Raw genomic sequence first — 19,807 nt, forward strand, 5'->3', positions numbered from 1 at the left:
GTTTCCTGCAACCGAGTAGGGCGAACCGTTCTGTCCGCCGCTCGGAACGACGACGCATGGACGACGCGGACGGCCTCGCCCCGACCGAGGCGTTCGGGCTGTTGAGCCACGAGGTCCGGTTCGACATCGTCCGCGCGCTCGCGGCCGAGCGGCGACTGAACTGGGAGCGAACCGGCCTGTCGTTCGCGGACCTGCGCCGCGCCGTCGGGGTGGACGACGCGGGGAACTTCAGCTACCACCTCGACCGCCTCCGCGACCGGTTCGTCGTGGAGCGCGACGGGGAGTACGTGGCGACCTACGCGGGGATGGAGGCCGTCGGCGCCGTGTTACAGGGGACGTACACGGAGCGGGCCGACCGCGCGCCCGAGCGCATCGACGCGGCCTGTCCGACCTGCGACGGGGCGGTCCGCGCCGCCTACGAGTACCCGATGCTCTCGGTGTCGTGTCCCGACCACGGGGTGCTGTTCGCCACGTCGGTGCCGCCGGGGGCGACGACGGGCCGCTCGCTCGCCGCGCTCGACGGCGGGACGCTGTCCGCGTGGCTCGACGGGGAGTCCCGGGTCGTGAGAACGGAGCGGCGCTAGTCCTGCCGGTACTCCTTGCGGAAGCCGCGGAACTCCATGCGGTGGCTCTCCTCGTCGCCGAGTATCTCGACGGCGAGGTCCTCCGTCACCGGGTCGTCGGCCGCCTCCGCGGCGTCGATGAGTTCCCGGTACGTCTCGATGGCGTCGTTCTCCGCGTCGAGGACGCCCTCGATGACCGAGAGCACGTCCGTCGTGTCCTCGGGGGGCTGGAGGCTGTGCTGGCTCGCCGTGAACTCGGCGGAGCCCGGGGGCTTCTCGTCGAGGACCTTCAGCCGGCGGCCGAGCCGCTGGGCGTGGTTCAGTTCCTCCTGGATGTCGGCCTGCAGCGACTCCTTGATCTCCTCGGCGCGGACGCCGTCGAGGACGATGGAGTTCGTCGTGTAGTTCATCACCGTCTCCATCTCGTCGGAGTACGCCTTCCGCAGCAGTTCCGTGACGCGTTGGCTCGACATACCTCTCGTTTCAACGGGCGGGCAGATAAGCGTACGCGTGGCGCGGTCAGTCCTCGCCCGCGAACGTCGCCACGCGCTCCACGTCGATGCGGAGGAGCGCGGGCAACAACACGAGCGCGAGGGCTATCTCCGCGCCGCCCGCGACCAGGAACGCGGTCGCGTAGCCGAGGCGGTCGGCGAGCAGGCCGCCGCCCACGACCCCGGCGAGGAAGCCGAGCGAGCCGACGACGTTGAACCCGCCCGTCGCCGTCCCGCGCCCCTCCGCGTCCGCGAGGTCGTTCACGAGCGCGAGGGTCGCCGGCGCACACAGCGCGCCGAACGCGCCGACCAGCGCCATCACGACGGCCGCGAGGGCGGGCGTCGGCGCGAACGACACCCCGACGATGACGACGCCGTAGGCGAACGACCCCGCCGCGACCGGGCCGACCCGGCCGACCCGGTCGGAGAGCGCGCCCAGCGGGTACTGCAACAGCGCGAACGGGAGGAAGAAGGCGCCCAGAAGCAGGCCCGTCTCCGCCGGCCCGAGGCCGAACTCGCTCTGGAAGTACGCCACCCCGACGAGCGCGAAGAAGCCGGCGGTGAAGCGGTCGGCGAAGCCGAACGCGAACGGCACCCCGAGCGCCGGCCGCTCGCGGACCGTCCGGAGCGCGTCGAGGGGGCCGGGCCGGGCGCCCCCGGCCGCGCGCTCGGGGTCGCGCAGGCGGAGGGCCGCGACCCCGACGACGAACATCAGGACGGCCGCGACGGCCAGCGGGACGCGCGGCCCCAGCCCGTACAGCTGGCCGCCGAGCGGCGCGCCGAGGCCGGTCCCGAGGCCGATGGCGATGCCCGCCGCGCCCATGTTGCGGCCGTTCCCGCCGCCCAGGTCCATCAGCGTCGCGATGGCGAGCGAGAAGGCCCCGATGGTGAACGCGCCCTCCACGAACCGGACGGCCAGCACCGCGGCGAAGGGAACGGCCGGGAGCGCGGCGAGGACGGCGTACGCCACCCCGCCGCCCACGGCCCCGATAGCGATGAAGCGGCGGCGACCGCCCGCGGCGTCCGAGAGCGCGCCCCATACGCCCGCGAAGAGGACGAAGCCGGCGAACTCCGCGGCGAGGAACCACGTCCCGGCGTCGAGGGGGCCGCTCCCGCCGAGCGACGCCACCAGCTGGGGGACCCCGGGGTAGAGCAGTACCTGCGCGAACAGCACCGTGAACACGACCGCGGCGAGCGCGAGCCTGTCCCGGCGTTGCGTCTCCACGTTGGGTCGTGTACGCGCCCGACGGCTATTATGTCGTTCGCGTCACGCGGTCGGCTCGACGGCGACGAACTCCAGCCCCCGCTCGGCGAGCAGTTCCCGCGCGCGGTCCGTCACGGAGGGAGCGACGAGGACGCCCCGGACGCTCGCGCCCTCGTGGCTGTCCCGGCGGAGCGCCTCGACGTACCGCGCCAACTGGCCGACGGCGTCGGGACCGACCCGGCGGCGTTTCAGCTCCACGACGACCGTGTTCCCGTCGGCGTCGACGCCGTACACGTCCACCGCCCCGGCGGGCGTCTCGCGCTCCGTGGCGCGCGGCTCGAACCCCGCCTCCACGAGCGCCGGGTCGTCGAGCACCCGGCGTTTCAGGTCCGCCTCGGTCCCCTCCAGCGCGAGTTCCGAGTCGTCCGTCGCGGCGTAGCGCGACACCTGCGCGACGGCCGCGAAGCGCACGTCCAGTTCCTCCTCGGGCGTCGTCCGCGTGCTGTGGACGGCGAGGTCGCCGTCCTCGACCGCGACCGCGTGGTCACAGCCCGGGGGCTGCCAGTTCACCGGCTGGTGGCCCTCCTCGGTGTGGACGAGCGCGGTGCCGTCCGGCTTGAGGAGGAGCAGGCGGTCGCCCGGCCCGAGCGTCGAACTCGCGCGCCCCTCGTACTCGACGGCACACCGGCCGAAGACGCTCACCACCTCGCCCGCCTCGATGCCCGCCGCGACGGCCTCGCACGCGGCCTCGGGCGAGGGGTCCACGAGCACGCTCGCGTCCATACCCGGCGGAGGACGGCCGCGGCCTAAAGCCCGACGTGTGCCTCCCGGTCGCCCGCGAACGCCCGGGCGCGCCCGGCCATGTACGAGCGCGCGCCGGCCTCGTCCACCAGCCCGCAGCGCGCCGCGTCCGCGACCGCGGACTTCACCCCCTCGAACCAGCCGACCGCGTACGGCTCCTCGTCCCCGGTCAGGGGCACCAGCGCGCCGTCGCCCGCCGGGTCGCGCTCCGCGCCGCCGCGGTCGCCCAGCCCGAAGTAGCAGACGAGGAAGCGCTCGACCGTCCAGTCGGCCGCGACCCGGAGACAGCGGTCGTACGCGCGGTAGTCGAGGCCGGCGACGACCTCGTCCCACGCGAGCCCCGTCGCGAGCGGCACGGGGTCGACGGCCGTTCCGCCCCGCTCCGGCGCGAGGTCGATGCCGAGCGGGGCGAGGCGGTCGCGGACGCGGGAGAGGTCCCGGTCGCTCGCCCCGCCGAACGGGACCGACGGCGAGAGCGCGTCGGGGGCGACGCCGTCGTGCGCGTAGTGGAGGTCGTAGCCCGCCTCGCGGCGGTAGGCGACGAGGGTGCGGTCGGCCATGTCGCGGGTGGTCCCGGCTTCGGGTATGAACCTCGGGCGCGAACGCGGGGGTTTTCGGGCCGCGCGCCGTCGCTCAGCACATGGAGCAGACGACCACGGGGACCTACCGGGTGCTTCCCGGCCGCGACGACGACGAGTGGCTGTTGCTCGACGTCGAGAGCGGCGACCCGACGTACGTCCCCCGCGGCGACGCCCCGGACCTCGCGGTCGGCAACCGCGTCCGCGCCGACCTCGCGTGGCGCGACGGCGACCCCCGCGTCGAGTCGGCCGCGGTGACCGACGCCACCCGGTTCCGCTTCGTCCGCACGACCGAGACGATGTTCGAGGCCGCGACCCGCTGCTGGGAGGGGGCGGTCGAGAGCGGCAGCGGGATGAACTCCCGTGTCACCTACGGGACGGACGGCGACCCGAACGGCGTCGTCTACACGTTCGCGAAACAGCCGGGCCAGCGCGACCTGTTCGAGGAGTTCCGCGACGGCGTGAAGCCGCTCGAACCCCTGCTCGTGCGCGCCGCGGGCGGCCGTGAGGCGTACGAGGAGGGGGGCGTGACCGACGGGGCGGACCCGCCGTTCGAGACGTTCGTCATCGACCACGGGGAGGAGCCGTTCGTCGCCGTCTACATCGTCCTCGACCCGGACGGCTTCCTCGCGGAGACGGTGCGCGACACCTACCTCGACGCGGGGTCGGGCGGCGGCCTCGCCGACCGGCTCTGACTACCAGCTCAGCCGGCGCGCCCGGAGGAACAGGCCGACCGCGCCGCCCCCGAAGACGGCGACGGCGGCCGCCGGCACGGGGTCGTACGCGACCGCCACGGCGACGAACACGACGGCGGCGCCCGCGACGGTGAGCGCGTCCAGCCGTCCGACGCCCGCCTCGGTTTCCATACGCGCCCTCGGGCCGGGGGCGTCAAAAGCGTCGGGGCGACGTTTATGCCGTCCCCGGCCACCGTGCCGGTATGCACGACGTGTGGACCACCCGCGTCCGGTTCGCGGAGACGGACGCGCAGGGGGTCGTCTTCTACGGGAACTACCTCACCTACCAGGACGAGACGTTCGGCCAGTACCTCCGCGAGGTCGGCCGCCCGTGGGAGGAGGGCGACCTCGACCTCCACGTCGTCAACACGGACGTGGACTACCGCGCGTTCGCGGAGTTCGGCGACGACCTCGTCTGCGGCATCCGGGCGGCCGAGATACGCGAGTCGTCGATGACGTTCGCGTGGGAGTGCCGGCACACGGACGGCACCGTCTGTGCGGAGGGGACGATGACGCACGTCGCCGTCGCGGACGGCGAACCCACCCGCATCCCGGACGACTTCCGCGAGGCGGTCGTCGCCTACCAGGACGAGCCGCCGGAGCCAGTGTAAGGAGCTAAGTTCGCGGGCGCGAACGCCCGGACGTGACGCTTTCGCCGGAGGAACTCGGGGACGTGCTGGAGACGCACCTCATGGGCGAGGGACTGTACGTGACGAACTGCGAGCGCCACGAGGGGGCGATACACGTCGGCTACGAGTCGCCCGCGGTCGGCGAGTCCGTGCCGCGCGGGCAGGTCGGCACCCTGCTCCGGACGCTGCTCGACCTCGCGGGCATCGAGACGGAGGGGCGCGACCTCGCGGGCATCCCGGAGGTGGGCGAGTGGGAGCCGGAGGACGTGGAGGTGTGGGTGTTCGAGGACGCCGACGCCGACGACCGGGTCACGAAGGGCCACTACGAGGTTCGGGAGGGGTGGTTCCGCGCGCTGGAGCGCGACGACCTCTCGGAGACGGACTTCTCGACGCTCGTCCTCTCGACGCTGGAGTAGCTACGACTCGATACAGCCGTTTCCGACCGAGACGACGCTGTCGTTGTACACGGTCACGTCCACGGTGTCGAACAGCGCGGTCGGGCCGCACTCCAGCCGGCCGCTCGTCCCCAGGGGCGCGTCCCCCGAGCCGAACGCGACCGAGTGGTACACCGTCGCGTTGCGCGGTACGTCCTCGAAGACGGCCGACGCCGATGCCGCGGCGTCGAACCGGTATACGCGCGTCTGCACGTCGTCGCCGTAGGGGCGCAGCGAGACGGCCCGCGGCAGGACCTCGGACGGCACGTCGTCGATACCGGTCGCGTCCGGGAACTCCCGGACGGTCCCGTTCGCGAACTCGACGGCGAGGCCGGCGTGGCCCGGCGGCGCGACGCCGACGGTGATGACCACGGGCGTGGCGGGGTCCTCGTTGGCGACGGAGACGGTCACGTCGCTCGTCGGGCCGGCCGTCTCCGTCGGCGTCCCGCCGGGGGCCGTACAGCCGGCGGCGAGCAGCACCACGAGAAGGACGAACGCGTATCGAACTCGTGTCATCCGTCGTGTACTGACGACTGGGATACAAGAGGCGTACGGTCCCGCTCAGTCCCGCTCGACGACCGTCGGCTCGTCGAGGTCGGCGTGGTCGACCGTGACGCGGTGGCGGGTGTGGCGCGCGTGCGTCGCGGCCCAGCGGCGGGCGCCCGCCTCGTCGAGCCGCTCGACCCCCTCGGGACAGCGCCGGCAGTCCGCGACCCACGGCGACACGTCGTCGGGGAAGTGACCGGTGTGCTGGAAGTGGTCGAGCGCGAACGCCTCGACGGCCTGATTGCCGACCGTCAGTTCCTCCAGTTCGTAGTCGAGCGCCCACTCGTCGTCACAGCGGGAACAGGAGACGGTCGGCAGGTCGTCCACGGCGTCCGGGTCGGTCGTCGCGGTCGGCCCGTCGGGGTCCGGCATACGTCGCGGACGGCCCGGGGCGGTAAGAACCCCCGTCACTACCGTCACGGCCGGTCACGCGCGCCCGACCGCTAGCAGACCGGCTTCGGGTCGACGCCGAGCCCCTCCAGCCCGGTCGCGTACTCGTCGTAGGCGATCTCGACCACCCGGACGGCCGCCTCGCGGGCGCGCTCGTAGTCCCCCTCCGAGTCGCACACGGAGTCCAGCAGTTCCGCGCCCCGCTCCACGATGTCGTCCGTCTCGGCGCGGAGAGCCCGGAACAGGTCGGCCTCGGCGTTCGCGCCCTCGTTGACGAAGAAGTTGATGACCTGCAGCATCGACCGCGAGGAGACGAGCGGCCGCCCGACGAGGCCCGCGCCGACGCGCGCCGCCGTGTCGTCCAGCCCGTCGAGGTACTCGTGGACGCCGTCGAGCGGCGGGTCCTCCGGCGTCGTCGGGTGGTGTTCCGCGACCCGCTCGAAGTGTTCGCGCTCCGTGCCGGCGATGGCGTCGAACGCGTGGCGTGCCGTCGCGTCCGTCTCGTCGGTCGCCCACCGCGAGAAGGTGTCGCGGGCCCGCGCCTCGGCGGCCCCCGCGGCGTCGAGCACCGCGTCGCGCTCCAGCACCGCGTCGGTCGCGGCCACGAGCGCCTTCTCGGAGCCGAGGCGGTCGAGTTCCGTGGCACACTCCTCGCGCACGGCGGCGACGACGTCCGTTCCGTCCATGCCTCGACCTTCGCCCGGCGGCGTGTTAAGGCTACCCGCGCCCGACCCGGCCGTGGCTTTATCGCCGCCGAACGGCACTCGTCGGTATGGACGCCCTCTCGCCCGAGGCGCTCGCCGACCGCATCGACCGCGGCGAGCGCGTCACCCTGCTCGACACCCGGAACCGCACGGAGACGGACGAGTGGCGCATCGACGGGCCGACCGTCGACCGCGTCGAGGTGCCGTACATGAAGTTCGTCGCCGCGCGAGCGCGCTCCACGAGCGACCCTGCCGACCTGCTCCCCGACGACCTCGCCGAACCGGTCGTCGTGGTGTGCGCCCGGGGCGAGGCGAGCGACGAGGTGGCCGCGATGCTCCGCGAGTCGGGCGTCGACGCCGTCAACCTCGCCGAGGGAATGCACGGGTGGGCGCGCGTCTACCGCGCGACCGAACTCGACGCCGGGAAGGCGACCGTCGTCCAGTATCGCCGCCCCTCCTCGGGATGTCTCGCCTACCTCGTCGTCGCGGGCGACGAGGCGCTGGTGGTCGACCCGCTTCGCGCGTTCGCGGACCGCTACGCGGCGGACGCCCGCGACCGCGGGGCCGACCTCGTGGCGGCCGTCGATACCCACGTCCACGCCGACCACGTCAGCGGCCTGCGCGACGTGGCGGCGACCCGGTACATGTCCGAACGCGCCGTCGCGCGCGGCGTGACCTACGAGGTCGAAACGCTCGCCGACGGGGACGCTATCGGGCTCGGCGACACCGAGATAGCCGTGCTCGCCACGCCCGGTCACACCACGGGGATGGTGTCGCTCCGCGTCGGCGACGTGCTGTTGTGCGGCGACACGCTGTTCGTGGACGGCGTGCCCAGACCGGACCTCGAATCCGGGGACGACGCGGCCGAACACGCCCGCGACCTCCACCGCACCCTGACCGAGCGGCTCGCCCCGCTCCCCGACGACACGGTCGTCGCGCCCGGCCACTACGGCGAGGGGGCAGAGCGCGCCCCCGACGGCACCTACACCGCCCCGCTCGGCGACCTCCGGGAACGGCTGTGGCCCTTCGGGACCGACCGCGAGTCGTTCGTCGCGCGCGTGCTGGAGGGACTGGGCCCGCGCCCCGCCAACGACGAGCGCATCGTCGCCGTGAACCTCGGGCGGGAGGCGGCGGCCGACGACGAGGCGTTCGAACTCGAACTCGGCCCGAACAACTGCGCCGCGAGCGCCGACTGATGGACACGGCCGCCGTCCGCGACCGCCTGCTCGGCGACCGCCGCGCGTGGACGGAGGCGGTCCTCGAGTGCGCCGCCGCCGTCGCCGCCGGGTGGGACGGCGACGCGACGACCGACCGCGAGCGCGTGGTTCCCCCATATCGGGCCGCGCTCGACCGTGCGGGCGTCCTCGACGCCGCGCCCGCCGTCCTCCGCGAGTGCGTCGCCGCGGCCGGCGGGTCGCTCGCCGCCGACCCGGTGGCCGCGCCGCCGTACGTCGTCGTCACGGGCGAGGGACTCCTCCTGCGCGCCACGCTCGATACGCGCCTGCTGGTCCGCGTGCGGGCCTTCCGCCTCGTCGCCGACGGCGAGCGCCGGCGCTACGAGCGCGCCGCGACGACGCCCGAGGAAGCGGTCGTCGTGGAGACGACCGATTAAGACGGGGGCGACCGACGCGGGGGTATGGACACGAGCGAGGTCTTCGGCGCGGCCCGGCCCGTCGTCGGGATGGTCCACCTCCCGGCGCTGCCGGGCGCGCCCCGGTACGACCGCGAGGGGGGCCGCGACCGCCTCCACGCGGCCGCGCGGCGCGACGCCGAACGGCTGGCCGAGGGCGGCGTCGACGCGGTGATGGTCGAGAACTTCGGGGACGCGCCCTTCTACCCCGACGACGTGCCGAAACACGTCGTCGCGGAACTGACGACGCTGGCCCGGACGGTGAAGGAGGCGAGCGGCCTCCCGGTCGGCGTGAACGTCCTCCGGAACGACGGGGGGGCGGCGGTCGGCGCGGCGGCGGCCGCCGGGGCCGACTTCGTCCGCGTGAACGTCCACGTCGGCGCGCGCGTCACCGACCAGGGTATCGTCGAGGGGAAGGCTCACGAGACGGCCCGCCTGCGCGAGCGCATCGACGCGGACGTGCGCCTGCTCGCGGACGTGGACGTGAAACACTCCGCGCCGCTGGCGAGCGAGTCCTTCGAGGCGGAGTCGCTCGCGGAGTCCGCCGAGCGCGGCCTCGCGGACGGGGTCGTCGTCTCCGGCGCGCGCACCGGGCGGGCCACCCCGCTCGACACCGTGGAGGACGCCGTCGAGCGCCGCGACGCGCTCGAACTCGACACTCCCGTCTTCGTCGGCAGCGGCGTCACCGCCGACACCGTGGGCGACCTCCTGCGGGTCGCGGACGGCGTCGTCGTCGGCACGGCGCTGAAGGAGGGGGGCGGGACGACCAATCCGGTCTCGGTGGGCCGGGTCGAGGAACTCGTCGCCGCGGCCGACCGGGTGCGCTAGCGGAGGAGCGCGAGTGCCTCCTCGCGCGTCGGGAGGCCGCCGCGCGCGCCGTCGCCGCGGCAGTTGCAGGCCGCGACCGCGGCGGCGAAGCGGCCCGCTTCCTCGGGCGAGTTCCCGTCGAGGAGCCACGCGTCCGCGAGCGCGGCGAGGAAGGCGTCGCCCGCGCCGGTCGCGTCCGTGACCTCGACGTCGAACGCGTCGATTTCGAGCGTTCCGTCCGGCGTGAGCAGGGTCGCGCCGTCGGCCCCGCGGGTGAGCGCGGCGCGCTCGACGCCCCGCTCCCGGAGGAAGGCGACGGGGTCGTCCGCGCCGTGGTGGTCGAGGTAGGCCGCGAGCGCCACCTCGCCCGCGAGGAAGAGGTCGCAGGCCCCGACGGCCCGGTCGATGGTGGCGGGCGTCATCGCCCGGTCCGCCAGCTCCGCGAGGGGCCCCGAGAGGTCGAAGGCGAGCGTCACCTCGTCGGCTTCGGCCATCGCCACGAGCGGGTCGGCGGCACGCTCGGGGACGTAGGCGGTGGCCGCGACGACGCCCGCGTCGCGCAGGTAGGGCCGATCGCCCTCGGCGAGCGCGAGCGCGGCACACGACTCGCCGCCGGTGACGACCATCCGCTCGCCGTCCGCCCGGAAGACGAGCGAGTAGGTCGACTCCTCGGGGCCGCGGCGGACCCGGTCGGTATCGACGCCGCGCTCCCGGAGGTCCGCGAGCACGGTGTCGCCGGCCGCGTCCTCGCCGACGCGCGAGACGATGCCCGTGTCGCGGCCGAGCCGCGCCGCGGCGCTGGCGACGTTGGCCGCGACGCCGCCCACCCCGTCGCGGCGCTCGCGGACGTACGACCCGCCGTCGGGTTCGGGGAGGTTCGACAGCGTGTAGTAGCGGTCCACCATCGCGCCGCCGACGGTGACGAGTTCGGGGGCGTCAGCCATCGAGCAGCGTCAGCTTGTCCCGGTCGTAGATGTCGAGTTCGCTCACCATCGACGGGGACTGCTTCGCCGCGAAGACGACGGCGTCCGCGACCTCCTCGGGCTCGACGGCCTCGCCGGGCGCGAACTGCTCCTCGAACGGCTCGGAGGAGAACTCCCCCTCGCCCTCGACGGCGAACTCCGTGCGGACCGCCGCGGGGTTGACGACCGTCACGCCGAAGTCGTCGCCCACCTGCGCGGAGACGGACTTCGCGAAGCCGCGCGTCCACCACTTCGTCGCGGCGTACACCGGATTGAACGGCCGGGGGTACTGCCCCGCGAAGCTCCCCATGAAGACGAGCGTCCCTTCCGACTCGCGCAGGTGCGGGATGGCCGCGCGCGTCGCGTAGAACATCCCGTCGCAGTTGACGGACATCATCGTCCGGTACGAGTCCGTGCTCATCTCCGCGATGTCCGACCCCGCCGCGAGGCCGGCGTTGTTGACGAGCACGTCGATGCCGTCGAACGCCTCGACGGCGGCCTCTATCAGCGACTCCACCGCGGCCTCGTCGGTCACGTCCGTCGGGACGACCTCGACGGTCGCGTCGTGGGCCGATTCGAGGTCCGCCGCGAGCGATTCGAGGCGCTCCTCGCGCCGGGCCGCGACCACCACGTCCGCGCCGTTGCGCGCGAACGCCGCGGCCGTCGCCGCCCCGATGCCCGAACTCGCTCCCGTCACGACCGCCGTCTTGCCGTTCAGCGACTGGCTCATACCACACGACTCTCGGCCCCGTTACCTCGCTCTTTCGCCTCCGGGAGTTTCCCGGCCGTGCGGGTCATGGGGGAGGGTTGGGGCGGTGCGGCCTCGGGGCTTTCGAGATGTTCGCCGTTCTCTCGTAGCCGGGCCGGGCTTTCGAGGTGTTCACGCTCGTCCCCGCACTCGGGCCATTACCGACGGAACACCGTTTCAATTCTTGCCGTAACTCTCGGTTATAGATTCGTTCAGAGATATGCACGTAGTACATGAGCAATCGGGACCTCGGCTTCCACACGCGGTGTCTCCACGCCGGGCACGACCCGGACCCCGCGACGGGGGCGGTCGCGCCGCCAATCTACCAGACCACCTCCTACGAGTTCGCGGACGCCGACACGGCCGCGGACCTGTACGCGCTGAAGGGCGACGACCACGTTTACTCGCGCATCTCGAACCCGACCACGGGGACGCTCGAACGGCGCCTCGCCGACCTCCACGGCGGGACGGGCGCGTGTGCCACCTCGTCGGGGATGGCGGCGCTCGACGCCGCGACGCTGGTGCTCGCGGACGTGGGCGACAACGTGGTCTCGGCGTCCTCCATCTACGGGGGGACGCACGCGTACCTGAGCTACACCGCGCGCCGCCGGGGGGTCGAGGCGCGGTTCGTGGACACGCTCGACCCCGAGGCGTACGCCGCGGTCATCGACGAGGACACGGCGTACGTCCACCTCGAAACCGTCGGGAACCCGTCGCTGGTGACGCCCCCGATAGAGGACATCGCCGACGTGGCTCACGAGCACGGCGTCCCGCTGCTCGTGGACAACACGTTCGCGACGCCGGCGCTGTGCCGGCCGTTCGACCACGGCGCGGACCTCGTCTGGGAGTCCACGACGAAGTGGATACACGGCTCCGGGACGACGGTCGGCGGCGTCCTCGTGGACGGCGGCTCGTTCCCGTGGGGCGATTACCCGGAGAAGTACCCCGAGGTGACGGCGAACCCGGCGTTCGACGGGCTGGACTTCACGGAGCGGTTCGGGGACCGGGCGTTCGAGGCGGCCGCCCGCCAGCGGGGCCTCCGCTCGCTGGGCGACCAGCAGAGCCCCTTCGACGCGTGGGCGACGCTCCAGGGAGTCGAGACGCTCGGCCTGCGGATGGGCCGCCACTGCGAGAACGCCCGCGCCGTCGCGGAGTGGTTGGCCGGGAACCCCGACGTGGCGTGGGTGAACTACCCCGGCCTTGCGGACCACGAGACGCACGACCTCGCGGGGGAGTACCTCGACGGGTACGGCGGGATGGTAACTTTCGGGCTGACGGACGGCTTCGAGGGCGGCAAGCGCGTCTGCGAGGAGGTGGAGGTGGCGACGTTCCTCGCCAACATCGGGGACGCGCGCACGGTCGTCATCCACCCGGCGAGCACGACCCACGCCCAACTGTCGGAGGAGGAACAGCGCGCCTCCGGCGTCACGCCCGACCTCGTCCGACTGTCGGTGGGACTGGAGGACCCGGAGGACATCGTCGCGGACCTCGACGGGGCGATCTCGGCATGACGGAACTGTCGCTCGGCGAGTTCGAGTTCGACTGCGGGGAGTCGGTGCCCGACCTCACCGTCGCCTACGAGGAGTACGGGGAGTTCACCGGGGACAACGCCGTCCTCGTCTGTCACGCGCTCACCGGCTCCCAGCACGTCGCCGGGCGTCGCCGCCGGGGCGACACCGCGGGGCAGGCCGCGGCGTGGTGGGACGACATCGTCGGCCCGGGCAAGGCCATCGACACGAACGAGTACTACGTCGTCTGCGCGAACGTGCCGGGGTCGTGTTACGGCTCGTCGGGCCCGCCGTCGGAGGCCCCCGACGGGGAGCCGTGGGGGACCCGCTTCCCGGCGGTGACCGTCGGCGACTGGACGCGCGCGCAGCGCCGCCTGCTCGACGAACTCGGCGTTCCGAACCTCCACGCCGTCGTCGGGGGGAGCGTCGGCGGGATGAACGCGCTCGACTGGGCGAAACAGCACCCGGACGGCGTCGAGCGGGTCGTCGCCGTCGCCACCGGGGCGCGGCTGGACGCGCAGTGTCTCGCGCTCGAAGCCATCGCGCGGCGGGCCATCACCACCGACCCCGACTGGGACGGCGGCGACTACTACCCCGGCGACGGGCCGGTGCAGGGGCTCGCGCTCGCCCGGCAGGTCGGCCACGTGATGTACCTCTCGAAGTCCTCGATGGAGAAGAAGTTCGGCCGGCGCTCCGCGGGCATGGACGCCGCGCGCGACGCGTTCGAACTCGACCCCGCGGCGGGCTTCTTCCCGTACCGCGAGGTCGAGTCGTACCTCGACTACAACGGCGAGCGGTTCGCGGAGCGGTTCGACGCGAACTCCTACCTCTACCTGACGCGGGCGATGGACAGCTACGACCTCGCGGGCGGCTACGACTCGGACGCGGACGCGCTCGCGGCGTTCGACGGCGAGGCGCTCGTCCTCTCCTTCACCGGCGACTGGCACTTCACCGTCGAGCAGGGGGAGGCGCTCGCCGAGGCGGTCCGCGAGGGTGCGGGCCGCGTCGCCCACCACGTCGTGGAGTCGGACCACGGCCACGACGCCTTCCTCGTCGAACCGGAGTCGGTCGGCCCGCCGCTCGACGACTTCCTCGCCGACGGCGTCCGGGGCCGGGCCGTCTCCGACACCGTCGAGGAGGCGGACACGGGCGACGACTTCGCGCCCGTCCACACCAGCCTCTTCTCGCGGTAGGCTTTCGACGCGCGCGCCCCTGGCTCTGGCATGGACGACGACGCCACCGAGGCCGAGATACGGACGCGCCTGCGCTTTCTCCGCATCCGGGAACGGACGGTGAACATCGAGGACCGCGAGGCGGTCACGCGCCGCATCAAGGAGTTGGAGTCGCGGCTCGACGACGGTCAGCCGTCGTAGAACAGCAGCGCCGCGAGGCCGACGACGACGGCCGCGACGTAGGCGGGGTGGGCGCTCGCGAACGCCGTCACGTCCGTCACCGTCGCGCCCGGCCCGACGCCGAGGTAGGTGGCCGTCCCGCCGCCGAGCGCGGCGATGCCGCCGGAGATGCGGAACGGATAGCTGCTCGTCTGTTCGGCCAGCCAACCGAGGGGGGAGAGGAGGCCCATTCGCTACCCCTCCGTTTCGGGTGGAACGGCAAAAAGTCACGTACGCCGCGGGGATGACGCGCGTCAGACGCCCGGCTCAGACCAGCCCGTGTGTCTCGAACAGCGCGAGCAGGTCGGGCATCGTCGTCACCGTCTCGTCGCAGGCCGGCGCGACAGCGGGCTTGGGCGCGAAGCCGACCGCGAGGCCCGCCGCCTCCAGCATCGGGAGGTCGTTCGCGCCGTCGCCGACCGCGACCGTGTCGGCCACCGGGACGCCGTACTCCGTGGAGAGGCGCGCGAGTTCGTCGTCCTTCGTCCCCTCGATGAGCGGCCCCTCGACCTCGCCGGTGAGTTCGCCGTCCGCGACGGGGAGGCGGTTGGCGACGACGACGTCGACGGTGGTTCCCGCGCGGGCGAGCGCCGCTTCCACGCCGCGCTCGAACCCGCCAGTGAGGACGGCGACGGTGTGGCCGGCGGCCCGGAGCGCGTCGATGACCTCGGCCGCGCCGTCGCGCAGCACCACCTCGTCGAACGCCGCGGCGGCCTCGCTCTCGGGGAGGCCGTCGAGGAGCGCGGCGCGCTCGCGCAGCGACGTGGCGTACTCTATCTCGTCGTTCATCGCGCGCTCCGTGATGGCCGCCATCTCGTCGGCGACGCCGCGGCGCTCCCCGAGGAGCACGGTCATCTCGGAGTCCGAGAGCGTCCCGTCGAAGTCGAAGGCTACGAGCATACCCGGCCTGCGAGCCCACCACACCAGAAGCCACCGGTTCGGACAGTCACGACCGCGCGACGACCGCGAGCGCGGCGAGGCCGCCGAGCGCGAGCGCGAACCAGTAGCTCATCACGCGGTAGACGAGCGCGGCCGCCAGCCCCTGCGCGAGCGTCAGTCCGGTGAGCGCGACGAGCAGGGCGACGAGCGCCGCCTCCACGCCGCCGAGGCCGCCGGGCGAGGGCGTCAGCCCCGCGAGCGTCGAGGCCGGGACGACGAACAGCACGAGCAGGGGAGTGATGGACGCGAAGCCGAGCGTCTGCCCGGCGAAGTACAGCGGGAGCGCGAAGAACACCCACCCGAGGTAGGCGAACGCGACGGCCTCCACGAGCGCGACGCGGTCCTGCGCGATGCGGCCGAACGCCTCGTACAGGCCGTCGATGCGCGCCGCGATCCCCTCGACGGAGAGCCGGTCGGTGAGGCCGGCGACCGGCTCCGCCAGCCGGAGCAGGCCGCCGCGGACGCGCTCGCGGAACCGCCAGCCGACGACGACGAGCGCGGGGACGCCGAGCGCCATCGCGAGCAGGCCCTGTGCCAGCCCCTTCGCCGCGGCGGGGAGCGACGACTGGAGCAGGAGCACGGAGAGGCCGACCGCCGAGAAGGAGAAGAAGGGGAGTAGGTTCAGCAGGTCGGCGGTGACGACGGAGGCCAGCGACTCCTCGTAGGTGGCGTCGGTGTCCCGCGAGAGGACGTACGCGATGAACGGCTCGCCGCCGGCCTGCCCGAGCGGGGTGACGTAGTTGGCGAACGTCGCGGCGAAGTACGTGACGACGAGCCGCCGGTACGCCACGTCGATGCCCGCGACCCGGAGGACGACCTGCCAGGCCTTCCCCCACAGCGCGAGACAGGCGGCCGTCGAGAGACAGCCGACCGCGAGCCAGCGGGGGTCCGCCTCGGCGAGCGCCCGCGTCACCTGGTCGAGGCCGACCCCGAGGACGAACAGCGCGAGCACGACGGCGGCGACCAGAAAGCCCGCGAGCGTCTTGGCGAGCGTCCCGCGGTCGAGGGGGAGCGAGGAGGCCACTACTCCAGGTAGCCGAGGTCCTGCAGCCGGTCCTTGGTCGCCCCGTCCATGTCGCCGAGCACGTCCGCGTCCGGGTCGTAGTCGTCGTCCCACGTCTCGCCGACGCGCGCCTCGAACTCCCGAAGCGTGGCCTCCACCTCGGCGAGCACCTCGTCGTCCGCGCCCGCGAGGTTCTCGGTTTCGTCGGGGTCGCGGTCCAGCCGGTACGCCTCGTCGTCGATGCGCTCGTTGCGGACGTACTTCCCGTCGGGGCGGCGCGCGGCCCGCATCCGCGAGTAGAACCGCGAGTCCTCGTCGAGGTCGATGCCGGCCTCCGCGGCCTTCGTCTCCAGCTGTTTGAGTTCGACCACGGGCCGGTGGTACTCCACGAAGGCGTACTCGCCGTCGGCGAAGTCGCGGTAGTCCGCGGAGAGGAGCGAGCGCGCGGTATCGACGGGTTCGCCGGTCTCCGTGGCCTCGACGCCCGCGAAGTCGAGCACCGTGTGGTAGAGGTCCTGCATCTCCACCTGCACGTCCGACCGGCTCGGCTCCGTGCCGGGCGCCTTCACGAGCAGGGGGACGTTGACGAGCGGGTCGTAGATGCCGAACTCGTGGCCGTACAGCCCGTGTTCGCCGTGGAGCTCGCCGTGGTCGGCACAGACGACGACGAGGGTGTCCTCCCACTGGTCGGTCGCCTTCAGGTGGTCGAACAGCCGTTCGAGCTCCGCGTCGATGTGGCGTATCTCGGCGTCGTACAGCCCCCGAATGTCGTCGAACTCTCCCTCGGAGATGTCGCGCGCCCCGGAGTTGTACTCCTTCGAGTTCTGACACACCTCGTCCGGGTCCACCCCGGGCGCGAACTCCTCGCGGTACTCCTCGGGCGGATACACCGGGAGGTGGGCGTCCATCAGGTTCACGAACGCGAACCACTCGTCGGCCTCCTCGGTGAACGCGACCGTGTTGTCGATGACCTCGGGCGTCTTCGAGTCCGCGCCCTCCGCCCCGGCGAAGTACTCGTGGACGTCGTTGCCCAGCTCCACGAGGCGGTTCGCTATCGCGCGCATCCGGTCGTTGTCGTTGACCTTCTGCCAGAGATCAGCGAGCGTTCCGGAGAGGAACTCGCCGGGCATCACCTCGAAGAAGTTGTCCTGCTCGTCGAACCCCGCCGTGAGTCGGGTGTACGGCGTTATCCACGCGTTCGAGGAGTAGCACGCGGTGTCGTAGCCGGCCGCGCGCATCGCCTCCGCGAGCGTGCCGACCGACTCGTCGAGGTACGGCTGTTCCTGGCTCGCGCCGTGCTCGCTCGGGTAGCGGCCGGTGAACATCGAGGCGTGGACGGGGAGCGTCCACGGCGCGGGCGAGACGGCCTGCTCGTACACCGTCGCCTCCTCGGCGAACGATTCGAGCGCCGGCGTGGTGGGCCGCTCGTACCCGTACGGCGTGAGGTGGTCCTTGCGGACCGTGTCCATCACGACGAAGAGGACGTTCCGGTCCGGGGCCGGTGTCATGTCCGAACCTCCCGCGTGAGGCGAATAAAGTTCGTGGTCTCCGTTCGTTCGGGGTGTTCCGCGTCCGTGCTTCCGTTCAGGTGTCGGTTCCGCGACCGTCCTGACCGCGCCCGTCGCCTCCGGTTACTGCTTCCGGAACGCCCTGCTCGCGCGGTTCCATGAGTACCGCCCCGCGACCGCACCGCCCACACGCCTCCCCAGCCGACTCGTTGCTCGCTTCGCTCGTCACTCCTCCCTCGCGCGCTGGCTGACTCGCCACGAGATGCTCGCCAGCGCGCGCCACAGCCGACAGGGGCGGACCCGCCGCGAGCACCGCGAGCGGGCGAGGGCTTCGGCGGTGTCAGTCTCCGGCGTAACGAAAACAGAGGAACGGAGCCCGGAGACTAGTCGTCGGAGGGAATCGGCTCGCCGCTCCCGTCCGTCGGGGCGGGGCTCGCCGACATGTCGTCGTCGTCGGCGTAGGGGTACCAGGTCATCTTCGTGTTGTGCATGTACGGGTCCTCGTAGCCCGTCTCCTCGGGTTCGGCGAGGCCGGTCAGGTCGTCCTCGTCGTGGCGGGCGACGAACTCGCGGAAGCTCTCGCCGTCCTCGCGCTCGGCCTCGAACACGGAGAGGAGGTTCCCGATGTAGCCGGGCACCTCGTCGGCGGCGACGCGCATCTCGACCCAGTCGGCGAACTGCGGGTTCTCGCCGAGGCCGCCGCCGAGGCCGATGTCGAACGCCTCGACCGGCTCGCCGTCCTTGCGCGTCTTCATCCCGCGCAGGGAGACGTCGGCTATCTGGGGCTGGGCACAGGAGGCCGTACAGCCCGACAGGTGGATGTGGAAGTCCTCGACGCCGTCGGGGACGGCGACGGTGTCGCGCAGGTGGCGCGCGTAGCGCACCATCCGGTTCTTCGTCTCCACGATGGAGAGCGAGCAGTACTCCGTCCCCGTGCAGGCGATGGAGCCGCGCATGAACGGGTGCGGGTCGGGCGAGTAGTCCTCCAGCAGCGGCTCGTCGAGGAACTCGTCCAGCCGGTCGGAATCGACGTCCGTGACGATGAGGTTCTGTCGCTGCGTGATGCGGACCTCGCCGGAGCCGTACTCGTCGGCGAGGTGCGCGAGCGTCCGGGTGTCCTCGGCACCCATCCGCCCGACGAGGACGGAGAGGCCGACGTAGTAGTTGCCGTCGGGCTGTTCGTGGACGCCGACGTGGTCGCCGTGCTCGCCGTCGCCGGCGTTGTAGGTGTACTGGTCGCGCAGGTCCTCGCCCGCCGTCCGCAGTTCGCCGTCCACGAACTCCTCGTCGAGGACGCGGCGGAACTTCTCGGTGCCCCACTCGTCGATGAGGAACTTGATGCGGGCGTTGAAGCGGTTCTCGCGGTCGCCGTGCTCGCGGAACAGCGCGGAACACGCCCCGGCGACCTCCGACACCTCGTCGGGGGTACAGAACACGTCGATGGAGCGCGACAGCCGGGGTTCCTTGCGGGCGAGGCCGCCGCCCACGCGGACGTTGAACCCCTTCCGCTCCTCGCCGTCTATCTCCTTCGTCGCGGGCTCGAACGCGAGGTCGTTGATGTCGCCCTGGCCGCAGCCCTCGCTACAGCCGGTGACGGACACCTTCCACTTGCGCGGGAGGTTCGAGTGCTCCTCGTTGCCCGTGAACTCCTCGTTGAGGGCCTCGGCGACGGGCCACGCGTCCACGAACTCCTCGGTGTCCTTGCCGGCGACGGGACAGCCCACGATGTTGCGCCACGAGTCGCCGCAGGCCTGCTGGGTCGAGAGCCCGACGGATTCGAGCCGGTCCCATATCTCGGGGATGTCCTCCAGCTTGATCCAGTGGAGCTGAATCGACTGGCGGGTGGTCCAGTCACAGACCGCGCCGCCGAACTCGGGGTTGTCGGCCGGGCCGCGCGCGAACTCGTCGGCCACGTCCGCAACGACCTCCAGCTGGCCGGGTTCGAGGACGCCGTTGGGCGTCCCGATTCGCATCATGAAGTAGCTCTCCTGGCCCTTCCGCTGGTGGTACAGTCCCCACCACTTGAAGCGCTCGAACCACTCGTCGTGTTCGTCCTCGGGGATGGACTCCCATCCCTCCTCGGCGAACTCCAGAAGGCGGTCGCGGACCTCGTTCCCGTAGGCCTCGCTCTTCCAGCCCTCGACCTTGGTCGGCATGGACGGGTAGAACGGCTCCCCGCATATACACGCGCGCGCCGCGTCAAACCTCCCCTCGGCTCGCGTTTACCAGCAAGAATT

The 19,807-nt window shown here is 72.5% G+C and carries 25 protein-coding genes; 10 read left to right on the forward strand and 15 right to left on the reverse strand.

Annotated features, from left to right (window positions below):
• Positions 1–56 precede the first annotated feature (56 nt).
• Positions 57–584, forward strand: a complete 528-nt coding sequence (locus P2T37_RS06780; RefSeq protein ID WP_276236039.1) for a winged helix-turn-helix domain-containing protein — start codon at positions 57–59, stop codon at positions 582–584.
• Here P2T37_RS06780 and P2T37_RS06785 read toward each other — a convergent pair.
• The 4 genes from P2T37_RS06785 to P2T37_RS06800 are packed head-to-tail and all read right to left on the reverse strand — an operon-like array spanning position 581 to position 3,619.
• Positions 581–1,036 (reverse strand): ferritin-like domain-containing protein, encoded by a 456-nt coding sequence (locus tag P2T37_RS06785; RefSeq protein ID WP_276236040.1) that lies wholly within the window; start codon positions 1,034–1,036, stop codon positions 581–583. The two genes, P2T37_RS06780 and P2T37_RS06785, sit on opposite strands and share 4 nt — an antisense overlap.
• A gap of 46 nt (positions 1,037–1,082) precedes the next feature.
• Positions 1,083–2,279: an MFS transporter gene (locus P2T37_RS06790; protein ID WP_276236041.1), complete on the reverse strand. Its 1,197-nt coding sequence runs from the start codon at positions 2,277–2,279 to the stop codon at positions 1,083–1,085.
• A gap of 42 nt (positions 2,280–2,321) precedes the next feature.
• Positions 2,322–3,041, reverse strand: coding sequence for an endonuclease NucS (gene nucS, locus P2T37_RS06795; protein WP_276236042.1), 720 nt, complete (start codon positions 3,039–3,041; stop codon positions 2,322–2,324).
• A 23-nt stretch (positions 3,042–3,064) separates the two neighbouring features.
• Entirely contained in the window at positions 3,065–3,619 is a 555-nt protein-coding gene (locus tag P2T37_RS06800; RefSeq protein WP_276236044.1) for a DUF6735 family protein, read from the reverse strand.
• A gap of 80 nt (positions 3,620–3,699) precedes the next feature.
• On the opposite strand from P2T37_RS06800, the gene P2T37_RS06805 reads away from it, so the two are divergent.
• Positions 3,700–4,332, forward strand: a complete 633-nt coding sequence (locus P2T37_RS06805; RefSeq protein WP_276236045.1) for a DUF6663 family protein — start codon at positions 3,700–3,702, stop codon at positions 4,330–4,332.
• Here P2T37_RS06805 and P2T37_RS06810 read toward each other — a convergent pair whose 3' ends face one another.
• The gene (locus tag P2T37_RS06810) at positions 4,333–4,503 is read right to left on the reverse strand and encodes a hypothetical protein (RefSeq protein ID WP_276236046.1); all 171 of its coding nucleotides are present in this window, start codon (positions 4,501–4,503) and stop codon (positions 4,333–4,335) included.
• A 71-nt stretch (positions 4,504–4,574) separates the two neighbouring features.
• Here P2T37_RS06810 and P2T37_RS06815 point away from each other — a divergent pair, with 71 nt between their 5' ends.
• Both P2T37_RS06815 and P2T37_RS06820 read left to right on the forward strand, forming a co-directional pair.
• Positions 4,575–4,982 carry an acyl-CoA thioesterase gene (locus tag P2T37_RS06815; protein WP_276236047.1) on the forward strand — a complete coding sequence of 136 codons (408 nt, stop codon included), beginning with the start codon at positions 4,575–4,577 and terminating at the stop codon, positions 4,980–4,982.
• Positions 4,983–5,014: 32 nt separating this feature from the next.
• The gene (locus tag P2T37_RS06820; protein ID WP_276236048.1) at positions 5,015–5,416 is read left to right on the forward strand and encodes a DUF8159 domain-containing protein; all 402 of its coding nucleotides are present in this window, start codon (positions 5,015–5,017) and stop codon (positions 5,414–5,416) included.
• Here P2T37_RS06820 and P2T37_RS06825 read toward each other — a convergent pair whose 3' ends face one another.
• The 3 genes from P2T37_RS06825 to P2T37_RS06835 all read right to left on the reverse strand — a co-directional run bounded on the left by P2T37_RS06825 (position 5,417) and on the right by P2T37_RS06835 (position 7,056).
• A complete protein-coding gene (locus P2T37_RS06825; protein WP_276236049.1) occupies positions 5,417–5,950 on the reverse strand; it encodes a hypothetical protein in 534 nt (177 codons plus the stop codon).
• A 45-nt stretch (positions 5,951–5,995) separates the two neighbouring features.
• Complete coding sequence (locus P2T37_RS06830; RefSeq protein WP_276236050.1) at positions 5,996–6,352, reverse strand: DUF8062 family protein; 357 nt, start codon at positions 6,350–6,352, stop codon at positions 5,996–5,998.
• A gap of 71 nt (positions 6,353–6,423) precedes the next feature.
• Positions 6,424–7,056 carry a rubrerythrin family protein gene (locus P2T37_RS06835; protein ID WP_276236051.1) on the reverse strand — a complete coding sequence of 211 codons (633 nt, stop codon included), beginning with the start codon at positions 7,054–7,056 and terminating at the stop codon, positions 6,424–6,426.
• An 86-nt stretch (positions 7,057–7,142) separates the two neighbouring features.
• On the opposite strand from P2T37_RS06835, the gene P2T37_RS06840 reads away from it, so the two are divergent.
• The 3 genes from P2T37_RS06840 to P2T37_RS06850 are packed head-to-tail and all read left to right on the forward strand — an operon-like array spanning position 7,143 to position 9,532.
• Positions 7,143–8,270, forward strand: a complete 1,128-nt coding sequence (locus P2T37_RS06840; protein WP_276236052.1) for an MBL fold metallo-hydrolase — start codon at positions 7,143–7,145, stop codon at positions 8,268–8,270.
• Positions 8,270–8,686, forward strand: coding sequence for a DUF7988 family protein (locus tag P2T37_RS06845; RefSeq protein ID WP_276236053.1), 417 nt, complete (start codon positions 8,270–8,272; stop codon positions 8,684–8,686). Before P2T37_RS06840 ends, P2T37_RS06845 begins: the two co-directional genes overlap by 1 nt.
• 24 nt (positions 8,687–8,710) lie before the next feature.
• Positions 8,711–9,532 (forward strand): BtpA family protein, encoded by an 822-nt coding sequence (locus P2T37_RS06850; protein ID WP_276236054.1) that lies wholly within the window; start codon positions 8,711–8,713, stop codon positions 9,530–9,532.
• On the opposite strand, the gene P2T37_RS06855 is transcribed toward P2T37_RS06850, so the two are convergent.
• Positions 9,529–10,455 carry a carbohydrate kinase family protein gene (locus P2T37_RS06855; RefSeq protein WP_276236055.1) on the reverse strand — a complete coding sequence of 309 codons (927 nt, stop codon included), beginning with the start codon at positions 10,453–10,455 and terminating at the stop codon, positions 9,529–9,531. The two genes, P2T37_RS06850 and P2T37_RS06855, sit on opposite strands and share 4 nt — an antisense overlap.
• A complete protein-coding gene (locus P2T37_RS06860; RefSeq protein ID WP_276236056.1) occupies positions 10,448–11,203 on the reverse strand; it encodes an SDR family oxidoreductase in 756 nt (251 codons plus the stop codon). Before P2T37_RS06860 ends, P2T37_RS06855 begins: the two co-directional genes overlap by 8 nt.
• Before the next feature lie 251 nt (positions 11,204–11,454).
• Between P2T37_RS06860 and P2T37_RS06865 the strand changes: the two genes are divergently transcribed.
• Genes P2T37_RS06865 through P2T37_RS06875 form a run of 3 tightly spaced genes read left to right on the forward strand, consistent with a single transcriptional unit; the run spans position 11,455 to position 14,102 of the window.
• Positions 11,455–12,732, forward strand: coding sequence for an O-acetylhomoserine aminocarboxypropyltransferase/cysteine synthase family protein (locus P2T37_RS06865; RefSeq protein ID WP_276236057.1), 1,278 nt, complete (start codon positions 11,455–11,457; stop codon positions 12,730–12,732).
• Positions 12,729–13,922 (forward strand): homoserine O-acetyltransferase MetX, encoded by a 1,194-nt coding sequence (gene metX, locus P2T37_RS06870; RefSeq protein ID WP_276236058.1) that lies wholly within the window; start codon positions 12,729–12,731, stop codon positions 13,920–13,922. Before P2T37_RS06865 ends, metX begins: the two co-directional genes overlap by 4 nt.
• Before the next feature lie 30 nt (positions 13,923–13,952).
• Positions 13,953–14,102 carry a hypothetical protein gene (locus P2T37_RS06875; protein WP_276236059.1) on the forward strand — a complete coding sequence of 50 codons (150 nt, stop codon included), beginning with the start codon at positions 13,953–13,955 and terminating at the stop codon, positions 14,100–14,102.
• Here the strand turns inward: P2T37_RS06875 and P2T37_RS06880 are convergent.
• The 5 genes from P2T37_RS06880 to P2T37_RS06900 form a co-directional block, all read right to left on the reverse strand.
• Positions 14,090–14,311 carry a hypothetical protein gene (locus P2T37_RS06880; RefSeq protein ID WP_276236060.1) on the reverse strand — a complete coding sequence of 74 codons (222 nt, stop codon included), beginning with the start codon at positions 14,309–14,311 and terminating at the stop codon, positions 14,090–14,092. The genes P2T37_RS06875 and P2T37_RS06880 overlap by 13 nt on opposite strands.
• Positions 14,312–14,387: 76 nt before the next feature.
• Positions 14,388–15,020 carry a phosphoserine phosphatase SerB gene (gene serB, locus P2T37_RS06885; RefSeq protein ID WP_276236061.1) on the reverse strand — a complete coding sequence of 211 codons (633 nt, stop codon included), beginning with the start codon at positions 15,018–15,020 and terminating at the stop codon, positions 14,388–14,390.
• Between the two features lie 46 nt (positions 15,021–15,066).
• Positions 15,067–16,083, reverse strand: coding sequence for a lysylphosphatidylglycerol synthase transmembrane domain-containing protein (locus P2T37_RS06890; protein ID WP_276236062.1), 1,017 nt, complete (start codon positions 16,081–16,083; stop codon positions 15,067–15,069).
• A complete protein-coding gene (locus P2T37_RS06895; protein ID WP_276236063.1) occupies positions 16,083–17,570 on the reverse strand; it encodes a sulfatase in 1,488 nt (495 codons plus the stop codon). The genes P2T37_RS06890 and P2T37_RS06895 overlap by 1 nt, the downstream gene beginning before the upstream one ends.
• A 383-nt stretch (positions 17,571–17,953) precedes the next feature.
• Positions 17,954–19,726, reverse strand: coding sequence for a nitrite/sulfite reductase (locus tag P2T37_RS06900; protein WP_276236064.1), 1,773 nt, complete (start codon positions 19,724–19,726; stop codon positions 17,954–17,956).
• Positions 19,727–19,807: the final 81 nt, after the last annotated feature.

The organism is Halosegnis marinus (assembly GCF_029338355.1).
GTDB lineage: Archaea > Halobacteriota > Halobacteria > Halobacteriales > Haloarculaceae > Halosegnis > Halosegnis marinus.